Annotated in this window: 17 protein-coding genes and 1 pseudogene; 9 read left to right on the top strand and 9 right to left on the bottom strand. The window is 69.1% G+C overall.

Going from position 1 to position 16,356, the window contains the following annotated elements:
• The first annotated feature begins 8 nt into the window (after positions 1–8).
• Complete coding sequence (locus IWX89_RS07950; RefSeq protein WP_307836467.1) at positions 9–821, top strand: DUF1206 domain-containing protein; 813 nt, start codon at positions 9–11, stop codon at positions 819–821.
• Here the strand turns inward: IWX89_RS07950 and IWX89_RS18440 are convergent.
• The 3 genes from IWX89_RS18440 to IWX89_RS07935 all read right to left on the bottom strand — a co-directional run bounded on the left by IWX89_RS18440 (position 814) and on the right by IWX89_RS07935 (position 4,848).
• Positions 814–2,241, bottom strand: coding sequence for a phosphatase PAP2 family protein (locus IWX89_RS18440; RefSeq protein ID WP_231383042.1), 1,428 nt, complete (start codon positions 2,239–2,241; stop codon positions 814–816). The genes IWX89_RS07950 and IWX89_RS18440 overlap by 8 nt on opposite strands.
• A gap of 88 nt (positions 2,242–2,329) precedes the next feature.
• Complete coding sequence (locus tag IWX89_RS07940) at positions 2,330–4,621, bottom strand: cation-translocating P-type ATPase (protein ID WP_196903026.1); 2,292 nt, start codon at positions 4,619–4,621, stop codon at positions 2,330–2,332.
• Positions 4,618–4,848 carry a cation transporter gene (locus IWX89_RS07935; RefSeq protein ID WP_196903025.1) on the bottom strand — a complete coding sequence of 77 codons (231 nt, stop codon included), beginning with the start codon at positions 4,846–4,848 and terminating at the stop codon, positions 4,618–4,620. Before IWX89_RS07935 ends, IWX89_RS07940 begins: the two co-directional genes overlap by 4 nt.
• A 351-nt stretch (positions 4,849–5,199) precedes the next feature.
• Here IWX89_RS07935 and IWX89_RS07930 point away from each other — a divergent pair, with 351 nt between their 5' ends.
• The gene (locus tag IWX89_RS07930; RefSeq protein WP_196903024.1) at positions 5,200–5,556 is read left to right on the top strand and encodes a hypothetical protein; all 357 of its coding nucleotides are present in this window, start codon (positions 5,200–5,202) and stop codon (positions 5,554–5,556) included.
• Positions 5,557–5,591: 35 nt separating this feature from the next.
• Here the strand turns inward: IWX89_RS07930 and IWX89_RS07925 are convergent, their stop codons facing one another.
• Both IWX89_RS07925 and IWX89_RS07920 read right to left on the bottom strand, forming a co-directional pair.
• Positions 5,592–5,735 (bottom strand): hypothetical protein, encoded by a 144-nt coding sequence (locus IWX89_RS07925; RefSeq protein WP_196903023.1) that lies wholly within the window; start codon positions 5,733–5,735, stop codon positions 5,592–5,594.
• Positions 5,736–5,770: 35 nt separating this feature from the next.
• Entirely contained in the window at positions 5,771–7,234 is a 1,464-nt protein-coding gene (locus IWX89_RS07920; protein ID WP_196903022.1) for an NAD(P)/FAD-dependent oxidoreductase, read from the bottom strand.
• A gap of 112 nt (positions 7,235–7,346) precedes the next feature.
• Here IWX89_RS07920 and IWX89_RS07915 point away from each other — a divergent pair, with 112 nt between their 5' ends.
• Complete coding sequence (locus tag IWX89_RS07915; protein ID WP_196903021.1) at positions 7,347–7,712, top strand: rhodanese-like domain-containing protein; 366 nt, start codon at positions 7,347–7,349, stop codon at positions 7,710–7,712.
• A gap of 78 nt (positions 7,713–7,790) precedes the next feature.
• On the opposite strand, the gene IWX89_RS07910 is transcribed toward IWX89_RS07915, so the two are convergent.
• Positions 7,791–8,561 (bottom strand): DUF2202 domain-containing protein, encoded by a 771-nt coding sequence (locus tag IWX89_RS07910; RefSeq protein WP_196903020.1) that lies wholly within the window; start codon positions 8,559–8,561, stop codon positions 7,791–7,793.
• A gap of 139 nt (positions 8,562–8,700) precedes the next feature.
• Between IWX89_RS07910 and IWX89_RS07905 the strand changes: the two genes are divergently transcribed.
• Together IWX89_RS07905 and IWX89_RS07900 are read left to right on the top strand one after the other, a co-directional pair.
• On the top strand, positions 8,701–9,390 hold the full coding sequence (locus IWX89_RS07905) for a response regulator transcription factor (protein ID WP_196903019.1): 690 nt from the start codon (positions 8,701–8,703) through the stop codon (positions 9,388–9,390).
• Positions 9,387–10,757 carry a HAMP domain-containing sensor histidine kinase gene (locus tag IWX89_RS07900; protein WP_196903018.1) on the top strand — a complete coding sequence of 457 codons (1,371 nt, stop codon included), beginning with the start codon at positions 9,387–9,389 and terminating at the stop codon, positions 10,755–10,757. The genes IWX89_RS07905 and IWX89_RS07900 overlap by 4 nt, the downstream gene beginning before the upstream one ends.
• Here the strand turns inward: IWX89_RS07900 and IWX89_RS07895 are convergent.
• From IWX89_RS07895 to trxA, 3 genes and pseudogenes are all read right to left on the bottom strand, one after another.
• Positions 10,754–10,984, bottom strand: a pseudogene (locus tag IWX89_RS07895) (universal stress protein); the annotation flags it as partial. The gene IWX89_RS07900 and the pseudogene IWX89_RS07895 overlap by 4 nt on opposite strands.
• Positions 10,977–12,275 carry an MFS transporter gene (locus IWX89_RS07890; RefSeq protein ID WP_196903017.1) on the bottom strand — a complete coding sequence of 433 codons (1,299 nt, stop codon included), beginning with the start codon at positions 12,273–12,275 and terminating at the stop codon, positions 10,977–10,979. The gene IWX89_RS07890 and the pseudogene IWX89_RS07895, both read right to left, overlap by 8 nt.
• 23 nt (positions 12,276–12,298) lie before the next feature.
• Positions 12,299–12,667, bottom strand: a complete 369-nt coding sequence (gene trxA / locus IWX89_RS07885) for a thioredoxin (protein WP_134507300.1) — start codon at positions 12,665–12,667, stop codon at positions 12,299–12,301.
• 169 nt (positions 12,668–12,836) lie between these two features.
• Between trxA and IWX89_RS07880 the strand changes: the two genes are divergently transcribed.
• From IWX89_RS07880 to IWX89_RS07865, 4 genes are read left to right on the top strand one after another with little or no spacing between them, the layout of a single operon-like run.
• Positions 12,837–14,198 (top strand): rhodanese-like domain-containing protein, encoded by a 1,362-nt coding sequence (locus tag IWX89_RS07880; protein ID WP_196903016.1) that lies wholly within the window; start codon positions 12,837–12,839, stop codon positions 14,196–14,198.
• 58 nt (positions 14,199–14,256) lie between these two features.
• Positions 14,257–15,267 carry a HoxN/HupN/NixA family nickel/cobalt transporter gene (locus IWX89_RS07875; RefSeq protein WP_196903015.1) on the top strand — a complete coding sequence of 337 codons (1,011 nt, stop codon included), beginning with the start codon at positions 14,257–14,259 and terminating at the stop codon, positions 15,265–15,267.
• A complete protein-coding gene (locus tag IWX89_RS07870; RefSeq protein WP_231383041.1) occupies positions 15,267–15,575 on the top strand; it encodes a rhodanese-like domain-containing protein in 309 nt (102 codons plus the stop codon). Before IWX89_RS07875 ends, IWX89_RS07870 begins: the two co-directional genes overlap by 1 nt.
• The gene (locus IWX89_RS07865) at positions 15,572–16,336 is read left to right on the top strand and encodes a sulfite exporter TauE/SafE family protein (protein WP_307836466.1); all 765 of its coding nucleotides are present in this window, start codon (positions 15,572–15,574) and stop codon (positions 16,334–16,336) included. The genes IWX89_RS07870 and IWX89_RS07865 overlap by 4 nt, the downstream gene beginning before the upstream one ends.
• Positions 16,337–16,356 lie beyond the last annotated feature (20 nt).

Raw genomic sequence — 16,356 nt, 5'->3', positions numbered from 1 at the left:
CTGGGGCCGTGAACAGTGATCCCGCAGCCCAGGTCGCCCGCGCGGCCAAAGGAAGTACCACGTTGCAGATGCTGGCGCGCCTCGGCTTCGCCGTCAACGGCCTCCTTCACATCCTCATTGCCGGCATCGCCATCGCCGTCGCGGTCGGCGGTGGGGGCGGAACGGCCGATCAATCCGGCGCACTCGGTCAGCTCGCGGCCAGCCCCGGCGGGGTATTCGTGCTCTGGACCGTGGTGGTGGGCTTGCTCGCCCTCGGGCTGTGGCTGCTCCTCGGCGCATTCCTGATGCAGGGTGCCGACCCGAAGCGCAAATGGTCGCATCGGGTCGTCGAGGTCAGCAAGGCCGCCGTGTATCTCCTGCTCGCGGGGACCGCGGCGACCTTCGCCTCCGGGGGCACAACGTCATCGGCCACCAGCACCCGCGATGCCAGCGCCGCCCTGATGAAGGCTCCGGGCGGGGTGGTGGTGCTTGTGATCGGTGGCCTTGTGGTGCTGGGAATCGGTGTCTACTTCGTGCGCAAGGGTGCGCTCAAAAAGTTCACGGCCGACCTCGCGGTGCCCGGTGGAACACCCGGCCGGGCGATCATCGCCCTGGGCATTGCCGGCTACATCGCCAAAGGGGTCGCGCTGATCGTGGTGGCGGTGCTCATCCTGGTGGCGGCGTTCACCCTGGACCCGAGCAAGTCGACCGGGCTCGACGGTGCACTGATGAGCCTGGCAGCCCTGCCGGCAGGCGGGCTCATCCTAGGCGTGATCGGAGTGGGGCTGCTCGCCTACGGGGTGTACTGCTTCGCCCGGGCCTGGCGCGCCCGGCTCACCTGACGGAGTCGGCCGTCTCCACGGCCGTCTCCCTGACCGGCGAGGCGCGCCAGGTGTCGAAAGCGATCACACAGCCCAGGATCAGCAGGGACAGCGAGACGGATGCCAGCGCATCCGTTGCCCAGTGATAGCCGAGGTAGACCCGGCTGACGGCAGCGGCAATGATGCAGACCGCGGCGACGCCGAACCCGACGACGGCGCCGCGAGTGCTCCACCGGCGTGACAGCACGAGATAGGCCGTGAGCAGGACGAAGTCCGACGCGCCGAGGACATGGCCGGACGGGAAGGAGAACGAGGGGTCGGGGCCGAAGAGCATGAGCTCGGTCGGTGGCCGGTGCCGGTTGACCGAGTGCCCGATGATCTGCGCCAGCACGACCCCGGTCAGCATGGCCGTCGCCAGCACGAGCGGCCGCCAGGCGTGCCGGGCGACGATGCCCCAGGTGAGCGTCACGACCAGGAGGATGATCGGCAGCGCGATCGGCCCGAAGACGATGGCCAGCCCGATCATGACCGCTGTCAGGGTCGGGGAACGGCCGGCCGCCAGCCACTCCTGCACGGGGGCGTCGATGGCAGTGAGACCGTTCCGGCCGAGCACGGAGAGGAGGATGGCCGTGAAGCACAGCGCGCCGAGGCCGGCCAGACCGGACCCGACCAGCTGGAGTCGCCGCCGAGTGGCCGGTTCGAGGAGCCTGGCTTCGACGATGAGCCGTGCGTGCAACCTCCGGAGAGCAGGGGAGACGCGGGCCGGCCGGCTGCCGGCGAGGGTGTGCTCGCCGTCGAGCCTCGCCGCAAGCGGCGCCCAGAGCACGACCGCGACGCCGATCCCGAGGAACAGTGCGCCGACGGTATCGGTGAGCCAGTGCGCGCCCAGGTAGGTGCGGCTCATCATCATCAGGACCGTGTACACGGACCCGGCCACCCAGACCCAGACCCGCGGGAAGAGGAGTGCCAGGACCACGGCCATGGTCGCCGCATTGGCCACATGCCCGGACGGGAATGAGCCGAAATCCAGGTTCGTCAAGACGTTCTCCGGGCGGGCCCGGCCGAAGATGGACTTGAGCAGTTGCACGAGCCCGCCGGTCAGCAGCGAGGCCGTGAGGAAGTAGCCGGCGGCCCAGGGGCGTCTGGCCAGCAGCAGCGCGGCGGATATCAGGACGGGCAGGACCAGGATGGCGACCAGCCCCCCGCCGAGGGAGTCCATCACGAGGGCCAGGAAGTCCCATACCGGCGCGCGATTCTCGATCAACTCCGTCATCCACTCGGTGTCGATGGACAGTGGCATCCCGTTCTCGCGCAGCGAGATGAGGGTGCCGAGGGCCAGGGCGAGTCCGAGTGTGACGAGCCCGCTGATCAACGGCCATCGATAGGAGACGCGTTTCGCTCCCGGCTGGGCCGCCGTCGCAGGGGCCTTCTGCATTTCCATCTGACCCATGTTAGGTCGTCATCGGCAGGAGACGCGTTCGCGGCCGGTCCATGCCCCGGATTTCTTGCCCTGACAGCACCCGGCGAGGTCAGCCGACCCGGGCGGTCTGAGCCGACCGGGAGCCGGCGGGCGCCGGCGTCGCCGCCAGGGTGAGCCCGCGGAATCGGCGCAGCCGGAGACTGTTGCTCACCACGAAGACCGACGACAGCGCCATCGCACCGCCCGCGATCAGCGGGTTGAGCAGGCCGAGCATCGCCAGCGGGATCGCGGCCACGTTGTACGCGAACGCCCAGAACAGGTTGGCCTTGATCGTGGCAAGGGTGCGCCGGGAGAGCCGGATCGCATCCGCGGCCGCGACCAGGTCGCTGCGCACCAGGGTCAGGTCGCTGGCCTCGATCGCGACATCCGTCCCGGATCCCATCGCGATGCCGAGGTCGGCGGTGGCCAGCGCGACGGCATCGTTCACGCCGTCGCCGACCATGGCGACGACGCGCCCTTCGCCTTGCAGCTGCCGGATGATCTCGGCTTTCTCGGCGGGGAGGACGCCGGCCCGCACCTCGGTGATGCCGACCTCCGCGGCAACCGCCGCGGCGACGATCTCATTGTCACCGGTGAGCAGCACCGGACGCAGGCCGAGCCGACGGAACTCGGCGATCGCGGCCGCGCTGGTGGCCTTGACCGTGTCCGACACGGCGATCAGGCCCTTCGCCTGACCGTCCCAGGCCACGGCGACCACGGTGCGACCCTGGCCCTCGAAGGAGCAGAGCGCCGCCTGGAGGTCGGACGGGAGCGTGATTGCCCACTGGTCGGCCAGCCAGCGCGGGCGGCCGACGAGCACGACCCGGCCGTCGATGAGGGCCTGCACACCGAGCCCGTCGGTCGAGGCGAACGACTCCGGCGTCGGCAGGTCGCCGGCCAGGTCCCGGGCCCCGGAGACGATCGCCTTCGCGATCGGATGCTCGGACCCCGTCTCCGCCGCGCCGGCGAGACCGAGGAGCTCGGCCTCGGTGATGCCGGCGGCGGGGGCGGTCGCGACGAGGGTCATCCGACCGGTGGTGACGGTGCCGGTCTTGTCGAGCACGATGGTGTCGACCCGGCGGGTGGATTCGAGCACCTGCGGGCCCTTGATCAGGATGCCCAGCTGGGCGCCGCGCCCCGTGCCGACCAGCAACGCGGTCGGCGTCGCCAGGCCGAGCGCGCACGGGCAGGCGATGATCAGGGTGGCCACGGCCGCGGTGAACGCCACGACGGGCCCGGCACCCAGGAGGAGCCAGACGACCAGCGTGGCCAGCGCCAGCCCGATCACGATGGGCACGAACACGGCGGACACCCGGTCGGCGAGGCGCTGCACCTCGGCCTTGCCGGTCTGCGCTTGCTCGACCAAGCGGCCGAGCTGGGCGAGCTGCGTGTCCGCGCCGATCCGGGTGGCCCGGATCACCAGGCGCCCACCCGAGTTGAGGGTGGCGCCGACGACGGCAGCACCGGGGCCGACCTCGACCGGAACGGACTCGCCGGTGAGCATGCTCGCGTCGATCGCCGAGTTGCCCTCGGTGACCGTGCCGTCCGTGGCGATCTTCTCGCCCGGACGCACAACGAACAGGTCGCCGACAACGAGGGACGCGGTCGGCACGGTGGTCTCGATGCCGTCGCGGAGGAGGGTCGTCTCCTTCGCTCCGAGTTCGAGCAGCGCCTTCAGGGCGGCGCCGGACCGCTTCTTGGCGCGGGCCTCGAAGTAACGCCCGGCCAGGATGAACACGGTGACGGCGGAGGCGACCTCCAGGTAGATCTCGGAGGCGCCGCCCTCCGGGTTGGCGGTGAGGCTGAAGTTCATGGTCATGCCGGGCATCCCGGCCGTGCCGAAGAACAGGGCGAACAGTGACCAGCCGAGGGCGGCGAGCACGCCGATGCTGATCAGGGTGTCCATGGTCGCTGCGCCGTGGCGCAGGTTGGCCCAGGCGGCGCGGTGGAAGGGCCAGGCGCCCCAGACGGCGACGGGCGCGGCCAGGGTGAGGGCCAGCCACTGCCAGTTGATGAATTGCAGCGGGGGGATCATCGAGAGCAGCAGCACGGGCGAGGCGAGCACGGCGGACAGGATCAGCCGCTGGCGCAGGCTCGCGACCTCACGGTCCTGCTCGGTGGGCGCGTCGGGTGCCGTGGCCTCGGGCGGCCTGGGCCGTTCGGCGGTGTAGCCGGTCTCTTCGATCACGGCGATGGCCTGCTCGAGGGTCGTGCCGTCGGGGAGGAAGATACTGGCCTTCTCGGTGGCGTAGTTCACCGAGGCCTCGACCCCGGGCATCCGGTTGAGCTTCTTCTCGATCCGGGCCGCGCAGGAGGCGCAGGTCATTCCGCCGACGAGAAGGTCGACCTGCTCCCCGCTCATGAGTTCGCCGGGACCAGTTCGTAGCCTGCCTCGTCGATGGCGGCAGCCACGGCGGCGTCGTCGAGGGGGGCGGCGCTGGAGACGGTGACCACAGAGACGCCACCGGGGACGAGGTGCACATCAACTGCTCCAGCCCCGTTGATCCGACCTACTTCAGCGGTCACGCTGTTCACGCAGTGCGCGCAGGTCATTCCTGACACCCGGAGGGTGGTGGTCACTGTCGACATGAGATTCACGGTTCCTTTCGTTCCGCGGTGGACGAAGACACCAGCGGAGAGCACCATGGACGGCTTGCTCCCACTATACCCCTAGGGGGTACTGGATTCACCCCGGACCTCTCGATTCACTTGCGCCTGCGATACCCTGGGGGGTATGCTGGAATCTCCGTTGGACCAATGAAGGAGCGCCCCATGTGCAGTGCAGTCCGTTGTAACCGTTGTGGCAAGATCACCTGGGCCGGATGCGGCGAACACGTCGCCAGCGTCATGGCCGATGTTCCGCCCGAGCAGCGTTGCACCTGCGACTAGCCTCCTGCGCAAGCGGCCCGTGCCGGCGGCCGGAACCGAGGTGACGAGGTAATGGGCCGCCGGGAGGTGCTCGCCGCGGACATCTCGGCTCGCGAGACCGTGGCGCTCGAACGACTGGCCGCCGCCACCGATGGTCAGTCGCTCTGCTCGTTATCCCGGGGGTCCGGCCCGGTGCCCGCGGTGAAGTATCACGAGGGGGAGGCTGCTGTCCTGGCCGAGGCGCGGCGGGCAATCCGTCGCCTGCCTCCCGCCCCCGGGGACGACGCGGCCGCCCGTGAGGTGCTGCGCGAACTGCGCGATCGCTGGACGGCCCAGATCGATGCCCCCGGGCGCACCGGCGCGCGCTGGGCCGGCTACCTGGCCGGCGGCGTGGATGCCGTGGAGCGGCTGATCGCCCGGTATCCGTAGCGCCAGCTGCCGGGCCTCGGCACGGCCTTCGCTTCCTAGTGGTGGTGTCTGGCGAGTCGGTACATCGTCCAGTTCAGGCGCACGAAGCGCAGGAACTGCAGGATGAGATTGCGCCGGCGCCGCAATTCGCGGGCCACGGGCAGCGGTGCCGCGTCGATTCGGCGTTGGGTGTCGTCCATGCTGTTCTCCGTTGGATCGAGTCGTCTGGTTCGGGCTATTCGGGGATGAGATACCAGAGCGGATACGCCTTGGCCTTGTAGATGAACATCGTGTGCAGCATCCGTTTCACCCAGTGCGCCGCCAGGCCGATGTTCCCTGTCGTTTCCTTCGGATCCCGGCCGGAGGTATCCGGGTAGCGGGAATAGTCGGGCACGATCGGCGACATCGACATGGCCGCGGCAGTCCCGGAGCGCATCCCGGTGCCCGTCGACGCGATGCAGGCGGCCGCCATCTCGCCCATCGACGCGGTGTGGGTCGGCTCGGCAGCACCGCGGAGGATCATGTCGGCGATGGTCATCGCGACGACCTTCCCCATCGAGCCGGAAGGCATCCCCGTGCGTGGGGGAGCCGGCGCGATGGCAATCCCATCGGGGGTGGCGTACGGCCGGGAGATCGCGTGCGGCGGAGCGAAGGCGATCCCTATTCCGAACACATTGCGATAGCTCGGGTTCTGGTAGGTCTTCGGCCAGTCCGCTGCCGTCCACTCTTCGAAGGGCTTGGCCTGGTAGTTCGCGTCGACCCGGATGAAGCCGTTGGGGGCGAAGACCGTGTCGGTGATCTCGGCTCCGCCGCGGTCGAACACCTCGAGGCCGACGCCCCGGAACGGCGGCAGGAGCATGGCGAAGTCGAAGCGCTGGGTGTTCGCGCTGCCGTCGATTTGCCGGTAGTGGATCAGCCCGGGTTCGATCTCGGTCACTGCGGCCTGCGTGATCGCCTTCATCTTCCGCTCGCGGAAGAGCGATTCCATCCAGGCCTCGCTCGTGATCCGGCGGCCGGCCTGGCTGAAGGTCATTCCGCCCACGCCGAAGTCGCCCAGTTCGTGTTCATTGGTCAGGTAGATGACCTCGGCCCGGTCCCGGACTCCCGCGGCACGGAGCTCGTGCTCGACGTTGAACGCGTACTCGAAGGCTGCGCCCTCGCAGGTGCAGGTGCCGTGGCCCACCCCGATCACCAGGGTCTGGGGCTCGCCCGCTTTCAGCTTGTCGATGACGGCGGCCAGGTGCTCGGCGGCATCGACGGCATGGCTGGGCGTGCAGACCGAGACGGTGTTGCCGGCATCCGGGCCGAGCCCGGGGGTTGCCGCGAAATTCAGCTTGGGTCCGGTGGCGTTGATCAGGTAGTCGTAGCGGATGCGCTCGGTCCGGCCGACTCGCTTCGGATCGGTGTAGACCACGTCCACGGCGCCCTGGGGGTTGTCGGCGTCGCCTTCCGGGCGCAGTGCGACGGCCCTGGCCTGGCGGAAATCGATCTTCTTGCGCCGGTAGATCGGGGCGAGTGGGAAGACCACCCGGTCGGGGCTCATCTTGCCGACACCGACCCAGATATTCGAGGGGATCCAGTTCCACTGCGAGTTGGGCGACACCACGACGATCTCGTGGTCCCTGCCCAGGCGTCGCTTGAGGAACAGTGCCGCGGTGTGCCCGGAGACCCCCGCGCCCAGGATGACGACTCGTGACATCTCAAACCCCACAATCCCAGTTGCCGTGCTGTTGACTCGAACCTACTCTCAATACCTCAGGGGGTATTAGGACTTTAGTCCCAATATACCCTAGGGGGTATAGCATGGGAGAATGAAAACAGTGATCACAACCCTGGCCCTTGTCCTCACCGCCCTGTTCGGCCTGACCGCATGTTCGTCCGCCGCGCCGGAAGCCCTGCCCGCCGATGCCGTCGTGATCGACGTGCGCACCCCGGGGGAGTACGCGGCCGGCCACCTCGACGGCGCCGTCAACATCGACGTGCAGTCGCCCGACTTCGACAGCCGGATCGGGGCGCTCCCGACGTCCGGCAACTACGTCGTCTATTGCCACTCGGGCAACCGGTCGGCCGCGGCCGCCGCCCGGCTGGGAGAATTGGGCTACGCCCATGTGACGGATGCCGGTGCCATGTCGGCGGCGGCCGGCTCGACCGGCCTCGCCATCGTCACCACCCCGTAGCGCGGTCGAACCGATCCTCGAGGACAGGGGTGAGGGGCGTCCACGGTCGTGGACGCCCCTCACCGGTTCTGTTCCCGTTTAGCCGCCGAAGGCGGTCAGGTGGTGCTGCGAGGCGGTGAGCAGGTGTTCGTACACCGTGAGCACGTCAGGAGCGGTGACCCCGTTGGAGGCTGCCGTCAGGTCGGCGATGTCGGTCGTCTCGACGGTGCGGGCGGCCTCCCTCGCGGCGTCCAGGCTGACCGAGCCCTGGGTGAGGAGCGTGTCGTAGAGCTTCTGGGTGGCATCGGCCGGGAATTTTCCTGCTTCCAGTCCGACGGTCGGGTCGGTGATGTCGTAGCGCTCGAGGAGCGTGCGAACGGCCTCGAGGTGCTTGGTCTCCGACTGCGCTACCCGGCTGAAGACGGTGGCGTCGTACTTCTCGGCGAAAGCGACGTACAGGTCGTGGGCCAGCTTCTCCTCCGCGGCCATCGCGGTGAGCGTGGCCTTCTGCCCGTCCGTCACTGTGCCGCCGGCGACGTCGGCGATGCCGGTTCCCATTCCCTGGCCGGGTTCGTGATCGCCCCGCATGCCGGAACCGTTTTCGGGGCCGGTACCGTCGGCGACACCGTCGCCCATGCCGGTGCCCATGCCCATGCCGGTACCGGCGCTGTCCCCCATGCCGCGGTGCATGTTGCCGGCCTGGCCGGGCATGTCATCGGAGTGGGCGTACGGCTGGCTGCTGGTCACTGCCTGGCCGGGGTCCTGGGCGTCTCCGCCCCGGTTCATGGCCGCAATGCTCGGCGTGGCGATGAGGGCGGTGATGACGACTCCGCTGGCGATCGCCGTGCTGACAATGATTCTCTTACGCATGGTGTGCTCCTTGGGCTTGTGGTTGTTGCTCCCTACAAGATCCCTCCGTGGCGTGCAGGGGATCTGCCGGGCGTGTGGAGATCGCGTGGAGATCCGATGCCACGGCATCCGTGCCTGACCTGACGGATAGGGTGAAGTCATGCCAACAGTGCTGGTCGTCGAGGATGAGCGCGACATCCGGGACGTGCTCCGCCGCTACCTGGAACGGGCCGGGTTTTCCGTGCTCACGACCGCGTCGGGCGCGGAGGCGCTGCGTCTGCTTCCCTCGGCCGACCTGGTGATCCTCGACCTCGGCCTTCCCGACATCGACGGCACGGACATTCTGCGGGAGATCCACGGAATGGGTAACCTGCCGGTGATCGTCCTGACCGCCCGCAGCACCACGGAGGACCGGATTCACGGGCTCGAGCTGGGCGCGGACGACTACGTGACCAAACCCTTCAGTCCCGCCGAGGTGGTGCTCCGCGTGCAGGCCGTGATGCACCGCTACAGCGGCCTGCCCGGCGAGGCCGGACCGGTCAGCTACGGGAACAGCCGCCTTCGCATCGACGAGGGGTCGCACAAGGCCTGGCTGGACGGCGCCCTGCTCGACCTGACTCCTACCGAATGGGGCCTCCTGGCAGCGGTCGCCGCCGCGCCCGGGCGAGTGTACTCGCGGTACGAACTCGTCAACCGGGTGCGCGGCTACGAGTACGCGGGCTACGAGCGCACAATCGACTCCCACATCAAGAATCTCCGGCGCAAGCTCGGCGCCTCGGGAGCCGACGTGGTGGAGACCGTGCTCGGCGTCGGCTACCGGCTCGGGCTTCGCCAGGACGAGGCACCATGACCTCCGTCGGCCTCGGACTGGGGCCGCTCGGGCGGCGGCTCCTGCTCGCCTTTGTCCTGGTCGCCGTCTCATCGGTGCTCGTGCTCACCGGGGCGGCCGTGATCGGTGTGGATCGGGGAGTGCAGGTGGCCCAGCAGGCCGACCGCGAGCAGATCGCAACAGCCGCAGCAGCAGCCGCCGCCGACGCCTACCGGAGGGACGGCGGCTGGGACCGGGCCGATCTGAGCCGGGCCATCGCGATCGCCGACGCCGCGTCGGCCCGGCTCGCCGTTCTCGACCTGGACGGCAATATGGTCCAGACCAGTGGTTCCGGCGGCGGAAGCCCCAACGGTCAGGGAATGGGCCAGGGGGCCGGAATGAGTCAGAACGTCGTCACCGCGCCGATCCTCAGCGATGGCGGCCAGGTCGGCACGGTCCGGGTGAACTTCGGCGCCATGGCCGGAACCCGGGTGGTCGACGTCGCCTGGTCGTGGATCGCGATGGCCGCGGTCGTCGCGCTCATCGTGGCACTCGGTGCGAGCTGGCTGGTGACTCGGCTGCTCGTCCGGCCGATCCGGAGGATGACCGATGCGGCACGCTCCTTCACCGCGGGGGACCGGGAGTCGCGTGCCACCGGCCCTGGGCCGGGCGAGCTCGGCGAGCTGGCCGTCGCGTTCAACGGAATGGCGGATGCGGTGGTGCGGTCTGATCGTGATCGGCGGAATTTGACAGCCGATGTGGCCCACGAATTGCGCACCCCGCTGGCGGCGCTGCAGGCGGGGCTGGAGGAACTGCGCGATGGATTGGTGCAGCCCACGGTGGAAGGCCTCGCCGGCCTGCACGACCAATCGCTCCGTCTGGGAAGGGTGGTGGCCGACCTGGCCGAGCTGTCGGCGGTGGAGACCGCCGGGTTGTCCATGCGGCTTGCCACCGTCGACCTCGCGCAGATCGCCCGTGACGAATCCGCCCTCCGGGAGCCGCAGCTGCGGGCGGCGGACCTGAATCTGACCGTCGACCCGAGTGGGCCCGCGTTCGTGCGGGCGGATGCCGACCGCCTGCACCAGGCCGTCGGCAACCTGCTGGCCAATAGCGCCCGGTACTGCCGACCGGGGGACAGAGTAGTCCTGACGGTCGCGGTCGAGCACGGCCTGGCGTTGCTCCGGGTCGCCGACAGCGGTCCGGGCATTCCGCCGGATGAACTCCCGCACATTTTCGACCGGCTGTGGCGGGGCCGCGCGGCGGAGCAGGTCGCCGGCTCAGGGATCGGCCTGGCCCTGGTGCGTGAGATCGTGGCAAGCCACGGCGGCACAATCGAGGCGACGTCGGCGCCCGGGGAGGGAACCACCATCTCCATCCGGCTGCCTGCTACGGCGGCCCCTGCGGGCTAGGGGCGAAGCGGGCGAACGATCAGCACCGGGCAGGGGGCGTGGTGCGCGACGTGGGTGGACACCGACCCGAGGAGCAGGCCCGCGAAGCCGCCGTGGCCTCTTGACCCCACGATCACCAGGTCGGCGCCGACCGCGGCATCCAGCAGCGCGGCCGCGGGCGTATTCTCGCCGGCACCTGTGATGGTGCGGCGTCTTGATGTGACAGTTCGATCTGCCCGTTCACGTCGGCAGATGCTGGATCTCAACGTAGTCGCTCCCGCGCATACGCACGGCGACCACGGCTCCGGACGCCGCGGTGAGCGCGGCGACCACCAGGATCGCGCTGGGAATGCCGAACGCGTCGGCGAGCAGCCCGGAGAGCACGGCGCCGATGGCGAACCCGCCGTCACGCCACAGTCGGTAGATGCCCACGGAGCGAGCGCGCCATTCGGGGTGGGCGACATCCCCGATGGCCGCCAGCAGGGTGGGGTAGACCATGGCGGTGCCGGCCCCGAGCAACACCGCGGCGGTCAGCCAGATACCGAAACCGCTGCCGACACCGGTCAGGCCCAGCGCGACGGCCTGGACGAGCATCCCTCCCACGATCAGCCATTTGCGGCCGATCCGGTCGGAGAGACCGCCGGTGATGAGCTGGCCGGCGCCCCAGACCGCAGGGTAGACGGCGGCGAGGATGCCGATGCGTTCGATGCTCAGGCCGGCCGCCGCGAAGAGGATGGGGAACAGGCCCCAGGCCAGACCGTCGTTGAGGTTGTTGACCAGACCGGCCTGGCTCACCGAGGACAGGGACCGGTCCCGGAAACTCGTGAGCGTGAACACCTGGCGGTTGCTGAGCGAGGCACCGGTGTCGGCGTGCGGCGAGATGTGGGATGCCGCCTCGGCCCTGGCATGGTGGTGGGTCTCCCGAACGAAGGCGACGGATAGTCCGAGGCCCAGGGCGATGAAGGCGGCGCCGAGGAGAAACGGGCCGGGGCGAAGCCCCGACGTGGAGGCAATGTATCCGGTGGCCACTGCGGTGCCGGCGACGCCGAGGTATCCGGCGGCCTCGTTGAAGCCCATCGCCAATCCGCGCCGCTGCGGACCGACGAGGTCCATCTTCATCATCACGGTGGTGGACCAGGTCAGGCCCTGGCTGATCCCGAGCACGAGGTTGGCCGCAACGATCCACTCCCAGGAGGGCCCGAAGATCAGCAGCAGAGGTACAGGGATGGCGATCAGCCAGCCGGCGACGAGCACGGGTCTGCGACCGTAGCGGTCGGATAGGGTGCCGGCGAAGTAGTTGGTGCCCGCCTTCGCCAGGCCGAAGGCGATGATGTAGGTCAGGGCGCTCGTGTAGCGGTCCAGGTGGAAGACCTGATCGGCCAGGAGCGGCAACACCGTGCGCTCCTGGCCGAGCGTGCCGCCGACGAGCGCGTTCACGGCGACGAGCAGGAGGAACTGGGCGAGGTTCTGCTTCAGGCCCAGCTCGGCCGGGCGGCGCGCGGCATCACGGCGCGTCCTGGGGGCTGCGGGGAGGCTCACGATGCTGCGTGACGGCCGACGAGTCAGGCGGAGGCTTGCTGGGCGGCGACGCTGGCGTGCACGGCCGCCATGTCCAGATTCTGGACCCCGGCGATCACCTCGTCCAGGGAGGCGGCGTTGAGCGCTCCGGGCTGGGAGAACACGAGGACCTTGTCGCGGAACGCCATCAGGGTTGGAATGGAACGGATGCCGGCCGCGGCGGCCAGACCCTGTTCGGCCTCGGTGTCGACCTTGGCGAACACGATTTCCGGGTGCTTCTCCGAGGCTGCAGTGAAGGTCGGCGCGAACATGCGGCAAGGGCCGCACCAGCCGGCCCAGAAATCCACGAGCACGATGCTGTTGTCGGTGATGGTCTCGTCGAACGTCTTTTCGGTGATGTCAATGGTAGCCATGCGGCCAGAATATACCCTATGGGGTATTAGTGCAAATACCCGGCGGGGTATTACCGCAGGAGCGAGGACGAGGGCTGGGTGGGTGTGTTCGACTTGCCAATCGATACCCCCGGGGGTATGTTGTGAACGGTGGAACCGATCCGCATTGAGACCTGGAGGACTTCGAACCATGGATGTCATCGTTATCGAAACCCCGCAACTGGGAGACCGCAGCTACCTGGTGCACGACGGTGCCGTCGCGCTGGTCATCGACCCGCAGCGCGACACCGACCGGGTGGACGCCGTCGCCCGCGAAACCGGGGTCGTGATCACCCACGTCGCAGAGACCCACCTGCACAACGACTACGTGACCGGGGGTTACGAGCTCGCCAGGGCGCACGGCGCACAGTATCTGGTCAACGCCGCCGACCCGGTGAAATTCGACCGGGAGCCGGTCACGGACGGCCAGGTCATCCAGGTCGGCAACCTCAGCGTCACCGTCGTCGCCACCCCGGGCCACACGCACACCCATCTCTCGTACATCGTCAGCGATGGCACCACCGAGGCCGTGTTCTCCGGTGGAAGCCTGCTATTCGGATCTGTCGGCCGCACCGACCTGGTCGCCGCCACGGACACGGTCGGGCTCACCCACGACCAGTACGCGTCCGTGCGCAAGCTCGTCGACGAAGCAGAACACGACGCCGCGCTCTTCCCGACGCACGGTTTCGGCTCGTTCTGCTCCAGCGGCCCCGCCACCGGAGCCGGCTCATCGACCATCGGCGAGCAGCTCACGGCCAACCACGCCCTGACCGACGCCGACGAGGAGCACTTCGTCGCCGACCTGATCGCCAACCTCACCGCCTACCCGTCGTACTATGCCCACATGGCCCCGGCCAACACTCAGGGTCCGGGTCCGGCGAACCTCCAGGTGCCCGAGTCGCTGGATGCCGCCGAACTGACCCGGAGGCTGGCCGGCGGCGAATGGGTCGTCGACCTGCGCAACCGGGTCGCATTCTCCAGCAACCACCTGCAGGGTGCCGTGAGCTTTGAATACGGCAACGGTTCCAACTTCACTACCTACCTCGGCTGGGTGCTGCCCTGGAACGAGCAGCTCACCCTCGTCGGCGCGCACGCGGACGTCGAGGACGCGATCCGCGACCTGTCCCGGATCGGCATCGACTCGCCGGACGCCGCCATCGGCACCGAGCCGCACGCCCTGGCCCCGGATGCCCCGGTCGCCTCGTACCCGCGCGTGGGCTGGACAGAACTGCTGCGCGACCGTGCCGCCGGCGACGTTCTGCTGGACACGCGACGCACCGACGAGTTCGCCGACTCCCGCCTGCTCGGCGCGATGAACGTGCCGCTCCACGAGCTCCTCTCCCGGATGGATGAAATCCCGGCCGGCACGATCTGGGTCCACTGCGGGTCCGGTTACCGTGCCGGGGTCGCCGCGAGCCTCCTGCAGCGCGCAGGCCGGGACGTCGTGCACGTCGACGCGTCCTTCGGCGATGCCGAAGCGGCCGGACTGCCGATGGCCGAGCAAGCCGTCTAGCACCGTGTCGGTGCTCCGAACGGCATTCCACTCGGCAGAGAAGCGAAGCCTTCTCGGCATGGGTGCGGCCGTGGGCGCCCTCCACCTGATCGGTTGGGGGGCGCTGTTCGCCTTCGTCCTGCCTGACCTGGCCCGGTCAGGCGGCAACCCCGCGGTACTGCTCGGCCTGGCCGTCAGCGCCTACCTGCTCGGAGTCCGGCACGCCTTCGACGCCGACCACATCGTCGCCATCGACAACACCACCCGCCGGCTGGTCGCAGCAGGGCGCCGGCCGGTGTCCGTGGGATTCTGGTTCGCCCTCGGCCACTCCACGGTCGTACTCGCGTCCGTGGTGCTGCTAGTCCTCGGCATCACCGCGTTCGCGGACGGCCTCGCCGATGAAGGGTCCGCCCTCCGCCAGATCACCGGGGTCTGGGGCGCCGCGGTGTCCGGGCTCTTCCTCATCCTGATGGGAGCGCTCAACCTGTCCTCCCTGCAGGGCCTGCGACAGGTGCTCCGCGACATCCGCACGGGCCGTTTCGTGCAGAGCGACCTGGACCGCCACCTGGACAACCGCGGCCTGATCAACAAGATCCTCCGGCCGATGTCCCGGCTCGTCGACGCTCCCTGGAAGATGTTCCCGGTCGGGGTGCTCTTCGGCCTCGGGCTGGACACGGCCGCGTCGATCAGCTTGTTCGTTTTCGCTGGGGTGCTCACGCCGAACCTGCCCTGGTATGCCGCGATGGTGCTCCCCGTCGTCTTCATGGCCGGAATGGCGTTGTTCGACAGCGCGGACGGCATCCTGATGAACCACGTCTACCGCTGGGCTTCCACTGACCCGCTGCGCAAGGTCTACTACAACCTCATCGTGACCGGGGTGTCCGTGTTCGTCGCCTTCTTCGTCGGGGGGATGGGCCTGATGTCCATGCTCACCGACCTGGGCGTCGGCGGGGGAACCCCCGGCCTCATCGCGGCCATCGACCTCAACTCCCTGGGATCGATCCTGATCGGCGTCTTTGCGCTGGCCTGGCTCACCGGGGTCCTGTGGTGGAGGTACCGCACCCACCCCATATTGGAAAGGCATTCATGATGGAACTCACTCCCCAGCAGGTATCCACCCGGCTCGGCGACGCCCAGATCATCGACGTCCGGGAAACCGAGGAACTGGTCGACGGGATGATTCCCGGCGCTCGCCACATCCCGCTGGGACTGATCCCCGACAGCCACGCAGCCGTGGAATCGACCCGGCCCGTCATTGTCGTCTGCCGGAGCGGGCGTCGAAGCGCCGCCGCCGCGGGACACCTGGCCGAGGCAGGATTCGACGCGCACACGATGACGGGAGGCATGCTCGAGTGGGCGGCCGAGGGCCTCCCGATGATTCTGCCCCAGCTTCCGTGATCATCACGGCCCTCGTCCTGGGCTTGATCATCGGGGCGCTGCTGGGCCTGGTCGGCGGGGGTGGGTCTATTCTCGCTGTCCCCGCCCTCGTCTATGGCGTCGGCTTGCCGCTGTCGGAGGCCATCCCGACGTCCCTGATCGTGGTGAGCGCGGCATCCGCCGTAGCGGTGCTCCCGCGGCTCCGGCGCGGCGTGAACTGGCGTCTCGCCGTCATCGTCGGCGCGGCCGGTGTGACCACCGCCTACCTGGGCACAATGGTGAACCGGATGCTCGACCAGCGGGTGCTCCTCGGCGCATTCGCCTTGATCATGGTCATCGCCGGCGTGAGGATGTTCCTGCCGACCAGGTCGGCCGGGGGGCCCTGCGCCCTTCCAGGTGGAGGCGTCAACTGGCGCAGCTGCCTGCCCAGGGCACTGGCCACGGGTGCCGTTGTCGGGTTTCTGACCGGACTGCTCGGCGTCGGCGGGGGATTCCTCATCGTGCCGGCGCTCACGTTGGTCCTCGGCCTGCCGATGGGACTGACGGTCGGCACCTCGTTGGTCGTCATCGTCATCAACTCCGTCGCCGGATTCGCCGCCCACCTCGGCGACGTCCAGATCGACTGGGCCGTCACGGGCGCGTTCGCCGCATCTGCCATGGCCGCGTCCCTGGTGGCGGGCCGACTCGGTCGAGGCCTGTCCGACACGGTCCTCAAGCGGGGCTTCGCTGTCCTGGTGCTCGGCGTCGCCGTCTATGTGGCCGTGCAGGCGCTGATCGGCTAGCCGGGCATCCTGCGCACCTG

Origin of the sequence: Cryobacterium sp. MP_M3, assembly GCF_015752155.1 — a bacterium.
Lineage (GTDB): Bacteria > Actinomycetota > Actinomycetes > Actinomycetales > Microbacteriaceae > Cryobacterium.
This window is presented reverse-complemented; position numbering and strand designations above follow the sequence as displayed.

Bases quoted from the DNA above. Each gene is read 5' to 3' on its own strand.
- IWX89_RS07905 (WP_196903019.1), top strand. From the start codon at position 8,701: ATGCCAACAGTGCTGGTCGTCGAGGATGAGCGCGACATCCGGGACGTG.
- IWX89_RS18440 (WP_231383042.1), bottom strand. From the start codon at position 2,241: ATGGAAATGCAGAAGGCCCCTGCGACGGCGGCCCAGCCGGGAGCGAAA.
- IWX89_RS07925 (WP_196903023.1), bottom strand. From the start codon at position 5,735: ATGGACGACACCCAACGCCGAATCGACGCGGCACCGCTGCCCGTGGCC.
- IWX89_RS07915 (WP_196903021.1), top strand. From the start codon at position 7,347: ATGAAAACAGTGATCACAACCCTGGCCCTTGTCCTCACCGCCCTGTTC.
- IWX89_RS07920 (WP_196903022.1), bottom strand. From the start codon at position 7,234: ATGTCACGAGTCGTCATCCTGGGCGCGGGGGTCTCCGGGCACACCGCG.
- IWX89_RS07870 (WP_231383041.1), top strand. From the start codon at position 15,267: ATGGAACTCACTCCCCAGCAGGTATCCACCCGGCTCGGCGACGCCCAG.
- IWX89_RS07940 (WP_196903026.1), bottom strand. From the start codon at position 4,621: ATGAGCGGGGAGCAGGTCGACCTTCTCGTCGGCGGAATGACCTGCGCC.
- IWX89_RS07900 (WP_196903018.1), top strand. From the start codon at position 9,387: ATGACCTCCGTCGGCCTCGGACTGGGGCCGCTCGGGCGGCGGCTCCTG.
- IWX89_RS07910 (WP_196903020.1), bottom strand. From the start codon at position 8,561: ATGCGTAAGAGAATCATTGTCAGCACGGCGATCGCCAGCGGAGTCGTC.
- IWX89_RS07875 (WP_196903015.1), top strand. From the start codon at position 14,257: ATGGGTGCGGCCGTGGGCGCCCTCCACCTGATCGGTTGGGGGGCGCTG.
- IWX89_RS07880 (WP_196903016.1), top strand. From the start codon at position 12,837: ATGGATGTCATCGTTATCGAAACCCCGCAACTGGGAGACCGCAGCTAC.
- IWX89_RS07930 (WP_196903024.1), top strand. From the start codon at position 5,200: ATGGGCCGCCGGGAGGTGCTCGCCGCGGACATCTCGGCTCGCGAGACC.
- IWX89_RS07935 (WP_196903025.1), bottom strand. From the start codon at position 4,848: ATGTCGACAGTGACCACCACCCTCCGGGTGTCAGGAATGACCTGCGCG.
- trxA (WP_134507300.1), bottom strand. From the start codon at position 12,667: ATGGCTACCATTGACATCACCGAAAAGACGTTCGACGAGACCATCACC.